The sequence below is a fragment of the Streptococcus agalactiae ATCC 13813 genome (assembly GCF_000186445.1).
Classification (GTDB): domain Bacteria; phylum Bacillota; class Bacilli; order Lactobacillales; family Streptococcaceae; genus Streptococcus; species Streptococcus agalactiae.
In genome coordinates, this window is the sequence record NZ_GL636070.1 from 1,998,735 (window position 1) to 2,004,803 (window position 6,069).

General features: G+C 33.6%; 6 protein-coding genes. 4 read left to right on the top strand and 2 right to left on the bottom strand.

The features are described 5' to 3' along the window. Positions 1–185: 185 nt before the first annotated feature. The 4 genes from HMPREF9171_RS104090 to HMPREF9171_RS104075 are packed head-to-tail and all read left to right on the top strand — an operon-like array spanning position 186 to position 3,546. A complete protein-coding gene (locus HMPREF9171_RS104090; protein ID WP_000529593.1) occupies positions 186–1,331 on the top strand; it encodes a betaine/proline/choline family ABC transporter ATP-binding protein in 1,146 nt (381 codons plus the stop codon). Then, positions 1,331–1,966 carry an ABC transporter permease gene (locus tag HMPREF9171_RS104085; protein WP_000247053.1) on the top strand — a complete coding sequence of 212 codons (636 nt, stop codon included), beginning with the start codon at positions 1,331–1,333 and terminating at the stop codon, positions 1,964–1,966. Before HMPREF9171_RS104090 ends, HMPREF9171_RS104085 begins: the two co-directional genes overlap by 1 nt. A gap of 2 nt (positions 1,967–1,968) precedes the next feature. Beyond that, the gene (locus HMPREF9171_RS104080) at positions 1,969–2,895 is read left to right on the top strand and encodes an osmoprotectant ABC transporter substrate-binding protein (RefSeq protein WP_000914795.1); all 927 of its coding nucleotides are present in this window, start codon (positions 1,969–1,971) and stop codon (positions 2,893–2,895) included. Next, positions 2,896–3,546, top strand: coding sequence for an ABC transporter permease (locus HMPREF9171_RS104075; RefSeq protein WP_000812160.1), 651 nt, complete (start codon positions 2,896–2,898; stop codon positions 3,544–3,546). A gap of 61 nt (positions 3,547–3,607) precedes the next feature. Here HMPREF9171_RS104075 and HMPREF9171_RS104070 read toward each other — a convergent pair whose 3' ends face one another. Together HMPREF9171_RS104070 and HMPREF9171_RS104065 are read right to left on the bottom strand one after the other, a co-directional pair. Beyond that, on the bottom strand, positions 3,608–4,789 hold the full coding sequence (locus HMPREF9171_RS104070) for an MFS transporter (RefSeq protein ID WP_001024526.1): 1,182 nt from the start codon (positions 4,787–4,789) through the stop codon (positions 3,608–3,610). 71 nt (positions 4,790–4,860) lie between these two features. Then, positions 4,861–5,721: a helix-turn-helix domain-containing protein gene (locus HMPREF9171_RS104065; protein ID WP_000471420.1), complete on the bottom strand. Its 861-nt coding sequence runs from the start codon at positions 5,719–5,721 to the stop codon at positions 4,861–4,863. Between the last annotated feature and the right edge of the window lie 348 nt (positions 5,722–6,069).

The following is a 6,069-nucleotide window of genomic DNA, read 5'->3' on the forward strand; positions in this document are numbered from 1 at the left end:
AGTTTACTACATCATCTCTTACTTTGTCAACTCTTTTTTCATACTTTTTCTACATTTTCTGAAAATGTAGATCAGGCTCAAGCTTAACGATTCTTTTTAAAATCATTAAATTTTAAAACAAATTTCAGACATGTTGCCAAAGTTTTGATATTATTACTATAATATAGTTTGTAGAGGAGAATAATATGGGCCAAGAACCTATCATCGAATATCAAAATATCAATAAAGTGTATGGGGAAAATGTTGCGGTTGAAGACATTAACCTTAAAATTTACCCTGGTGATTTTGTTTGTTTCATCGGTACGAGTGGATCAGGTAAAACAACATTAATGCGTATGGTTAACCATATGTTAAAACCAACAAATGGTACTCTATTATTTAAGGGAAAAGATATTTCTACTATTAACCCCATTGAATTAAGACGCAGAATTGGATATGTTATCCAAAACATTGGTTTAATGCCTCATATGACCATTTACGAAAATATAGTTCTTGTACCAAAATTATTGAAATGGTCAGAAGAAGCTAAAAGAGCTAAAGCAAGGGAACTTATTAAATTAGTTGAATTACCCGAAGAATATTTGGATCGCTACCCTAGTGAGTTGTCTGGCGGTCAGCAACAACGTATTGGTGTCATTCGCGCTCTTGCAGCAGACCAAGATATTATTTTAATGGATGAGCCTTTTGGAGCTCTGGATCCTATTACTAGAGAAGGTATTCAAGACTTAGTCAAGTCTCTTCAGGAAGAAATGGGGAAAACTATCATCTTAGTTACTCATGATATGGATGAAGCCCTCAAGTTAGCAACAAAAATTATTGTTATGGACAATGGTAAAATGGTCCAAGAAGGGACACCCAATGATCTCTTACATCATCCTGCTACCAGTTTCGTTGAACAAATGATTGGGGAAGAGCGTCTTCTTCATGCGCAGGCTGATATTACTCCTGTTAAACAGATAATGTTAAATAATCCTGTTTCAATAACTGCTGAAAAAACACTAACTGAAGCTATTACACTAATGCGCCAAAAACGCGTTGACTCACTTCTAGTAACCGATAACGGTAAATTAATTGGTTTTATTGACTTAGAATCTCTAAGCAGTAAATATAAGAAAGACCGACTTGTTTCTGATATCTTAAAACATACTGATTTTTATGTTATGGAAGACGACTTACTTAGAAATACTGCTGAGCGTATTTTAAAACGTGGTTTAAAATACGCTCCAGTTGTTGACCATGAGAATAACCTAAAGGGCATTGTTACTCGTGCATCCCTAGTTGATATGTTATACGATATTATTTGGGGCGATACTGAAACGGAGGATCAATAATGGTCAATTTCTTATCACAGTATGGCATGCAAATATTAGTAAAAACATGGGAACAAGTCTATATCTCATTTTTTGCTATAGCACTTGGGATTGCAATTGCTGTTCCATTGGGTGTGGTCTTAACACGTTTTCCCAAAGTAGCCAAAATTATCATTGCTATAGCTAGCATGCTACAAACTATACCAAGTTTAGCCTTATTAGCTTTAATGATTCCATTGTTTGGAATTGGAAAAGTCCCAGCTATCGTTGCTTTATTTATTTATTCCTTGCTTCCTATACTAAGGAATACTTATATAGGTATGAATAATGTCAATCCAACACTTAAAGATTGTGCTAAAGGGATGGGAATGAAACCTATTCAATCTATATTTCAAGTTGAGTTACCTTTAGCTACTCCAATTATTATGGCTGGTATTCGCTTGTCTACTATTTATGTTATTGCTTGGGCTACATTAGCTTCTTATATAGGTGCAGGTGGACTTGGTGATCTCATTTTTAGCGGGTTAAATCTTTTTCAGCCCAAATTAATTCTAGGGGGCACAATTCCTGTTATTATCCTGTCACTTATTATAGATTATCTTTTAGGATTACTGGAAACAGCTCTAACGCCCAGAACAACAAGAAGGGAGGCTTAGATATGCTTAAAAAATCGCACTTTTTACAGATATTTACACTTTGCTTAGCCCTCTTAACGATTTCTGGTTGTCAATTAACCGATACTAAAAAACCTGGTCATACCACAATTAAGGTTGCTGCACAAAGTTCTACAGAGTCTAGTATCATGGCAAATATTGTCACCGAATTAATTCATCACGAATTAGGATACAACACAACTTTAATAAGCAATCTTGGTTCCTCTACGGTTACTCACCAAGCTTTGCTCCGTGGTGATGCTGACATTGCTGCCACACGTTATACAGGAACAGACATCACAGGAACTCTTGGCTTAAAAGCTGTTAAAGACCCTAAAGAAGCTTCTAAGATTGTAAAAACTGAATTCCAAAAACGCTACAATCAAACTTGGTATCCTACTTATGGTTTTTCTGATACTTATGCATTCATGGTTACTAAAGAGTTTGCCAGACAGAATAAAATCACCAAGATCTCTGATCTCAAAAAATTATCAACAACTATGAAGGCAGGGGTTGATAGTTCATGGATGAATCGCGAGGGAGATGGATACACTGATTTCGCTAAAACATACGGTTTTGAATTTTCACATATTTACCCTATGCAAATTGGCTTAGTCTATGATGCGGTTGAAAGTAACAAAATGCAATCTGTATTAGGCTACTCCACTGACGGTCGTATTTCGAGCTATGATTTAGAAATTTTAAGGGATGATAAAAAATTCTTTCCTCCTTATGAAGCCTCTATGGTTGTCAACAATTCTATCATCAAAAAAGATCCTAAACTAAAAAAATTACTCCATCGACTCGATGGTAAAATCAATTTAAAAACGATGCAAAACCTTAATTATATGGTAGATGATAAACTTTTAGAACCTTCAGTTGTTGCCAAACAATTTTTAGAAAAAAACCATTATTTTAGAGGAGATAAATAAATGAAACAAATGAATACTTTCCAACAATTTATCTACTACTTCCAACATAATCGTAGTTATATCTTAGAACAATTTATCCACCACTTTTTAATTTCAATTTACGGCGTTATTTTAGCTGCAATTGTTGGTATCCCTCTAGGTATCTTCATCGCTAGACGTGGTAAAATTAAAACCTTTGTTATGGGAATCGCAAATGTCATCCAAACCATTCCTTCTTTAGCTATGATCTCTATCATTATGTTAGGTCTAGGGCTAGGTATTAAAACAGTAGTTGCAACTGTCTTTCTTTATTCTCTTCTGCCAATCATCACAAATACTTACACTGGTATTAGAAATGTTGACTCCGACTTACTAGATGCTGCTAAAGGAATGGGCATGACTAAGCGTCAACGTTTATTTATGGTTGAGTTACCACTATCTATTTCTGTTATCATGGCTGGACTTAGAAATGCCCTTGTTGTAGCAATTGGTATTACAGCCATTGGTGCTTTCGTCGGTGGGGGCGGACTTGGAGATATCATCATAAGAGGAACTAATGCAACAAATGGTGGGGCTATTATCTTAGCAGGATCTCTTCCAACAGCCCTTATGGCAATTTTCTCTGATTTAATCCTAGGCGGTATCCAACGCATGCTTGAACCAAGAAAATAACTATTAAAAACTTGTCAGTAGAGACAAGTTTTTTTGATGTTTCAGAATAATTTCTTAAGTTCTAAAATTGTTTTTTACTATAGCTAAATCCTAATCCTCCCAATATAGCAATGGCACATCCTATAACAATAAAGCTAACATTTGATAAGGCAAATGAAAAGATAGTCATAAATAGTGTTCCTATAGGCATAAACATAATAGCAATAGTAAATATAGTCGACATCACACGCCCCATATACGCTTCATCGACCCTGATTTGTACCTGACTGAAAAAATGAATATTAAACATTGTCAGAAGACTATTAAAAAGAAAACTACCACTGTAAGATATCCATATCGGTAATTCAAATAGAGATGGGAATCCCATAACTATGACTCCCAAACTACTGAATACTAGCATAGATAGCATAGAATTAATACTAGATTTAATTTTTCTAGCAATAAGCGCTCCAATAATTGACCCGATAGCTGATATACTAAGTATTGTTGCATAAGCACCTGAAGTTTTTAATAGGGAGTTAGTAAAAGGTAAAAGATAATTGAACATTGCTAGGAAAGTGTTTAATAAAGCAGCAATAATTAGAAAAAACATAATTTCTTTTTCTTTTTTGATATAAGTAAAACCATCTGCAATATCAGCTAAAATATTTTTTATCGCTACCTTTTCTTGTTTTGTAAGCTGTACCCTTTCCACTTTAATAGCATAAAGAAACAGGAAAGAAATCAAAAAAGTAATCGCATCAACAATTAAAGTAATCCTAATACCAAAATTATTAAAAATAAGGAAACCTAAAACAGGGGAACTTACACTAATAATTTGAACAATGGTTTCCAGATTAGCATTATAGGTAATGATATCAGCTTTATCTACTATTTCAGGAATATAAGATTTATAAGCCGGAGAAGAAAAAGCATTGGAAACCGCTAAGATAGCATTAGCAACTATTAGACCATACACCATTACTTTATCATCTCCAATAAAAGAAAGTAAGAAACACATGATAGCACAGATAGCATCTGTTATTAGTAAAATTTTTCTTCGTTGAAAGCGATCAGCTAAGGCGCCTCCAAAAGGGTTGAGGACAATAGAAACCAACAACTCTACTATCTGATAAATACCTAAAATCTTTTGTCCTAGACCACCCATCGAAGCAATCCAAGTACTATTTCCATAATCATAAAGCACATCACCAAGTTTACTGACTGCTCGACTAGATAGTAATTTCATACCATTAATATTCATAATTCCCTCCTTAGTTCGACATTATAGCAAACCAAAAGGAGAAATATTAAAAAATCCCATAAATGGGATTTTTATAATCTTGTTACCCTATTAAAGTGTTCCTGAAAATTTTCAACATGATGTTTAGAACCAATTGCTTGGAAGCAAAAAATAGCTTGCTTCATGCTTTGTATTCCTCGACTATCCCCTTTAGCATAGACAAGAAATCCTTTTTCATAGAGTAAAATAATACGGTGATAAGCATTCCGCTCATTATTTAAAAGTGCTTCAACTTTCTCTAGAAAAAACGTTGCTTCTTCTAGAGCGCGCCGTTCTATTAGTGTCTCTACCACATTTAGGAGGGTTGCTTCGACAACATTGCGGTTTGTATAAATATCTCGATAATATTCCTTTTGATTGATAACCTCTTTAACAAGTTGACAAATCTGCCTTGTGTTGTAATACCGGTAAAGATTTCCAATCAAAATATAGTCACTAATTTCCCAACTATCCTTTTGAAAGAGGTAATCCGACAAAAAACAAAGGTCTTCTTCCGACATTTTTCTTGAGGAGTCACATTCACATATCATTCCTCTAAAAAGAACTATGTTTAAACGACAACGTATATCTGAACTATCCTTTTTTAGTTTACCTTCTTCCACAGAAATCATCTTTTCTAACCCAGCTACGTCTCTTTGATAATGATATTGAGCCATCTGAGACATTAAAGATATCTGATCAGATCTTTGATATTTATTTACTCTATCCATAAATTCGCTAATTGATAAATCAATTGCCTCTAAAGCCCCTAAAAATTTTGTTAATGATAAATCTGATTCACCCCTCTCAAATCGTGATAACTGAGAAACAGAAAGTTCATTTGAAGCAACCTGTTTAAGAGAAAACTGTCGATTAAGTCGAAATTCCCTAAAAATAGGGCCATATATAAACATTAGTATTCCTTTCTAACCGTAATCTCATTGGTAAACTTATGAGGTAATTTCAATAATTTATATTTACCAACTTTAACCAATATATGAGCTAATATATAGTCATTTTCTTTTATTTGTAATATCATATCACAAGTTCTTCTAAATCAACATATGGTAATTTATCTGGGAATTTTTCTCGTAAGGTTACTTTCATATATTGAGTACTTACCATACAAAATTCCTCCATCATATACTCTTTTTTCAATTATAAATTAAAATAGAATCATCTCATCTAACTTTGTCATTGCCTTTGTGCTATTTAAAGTAGTTATTTAAATTTACAATGATTTCTCAAGCATTTAGAAGTTT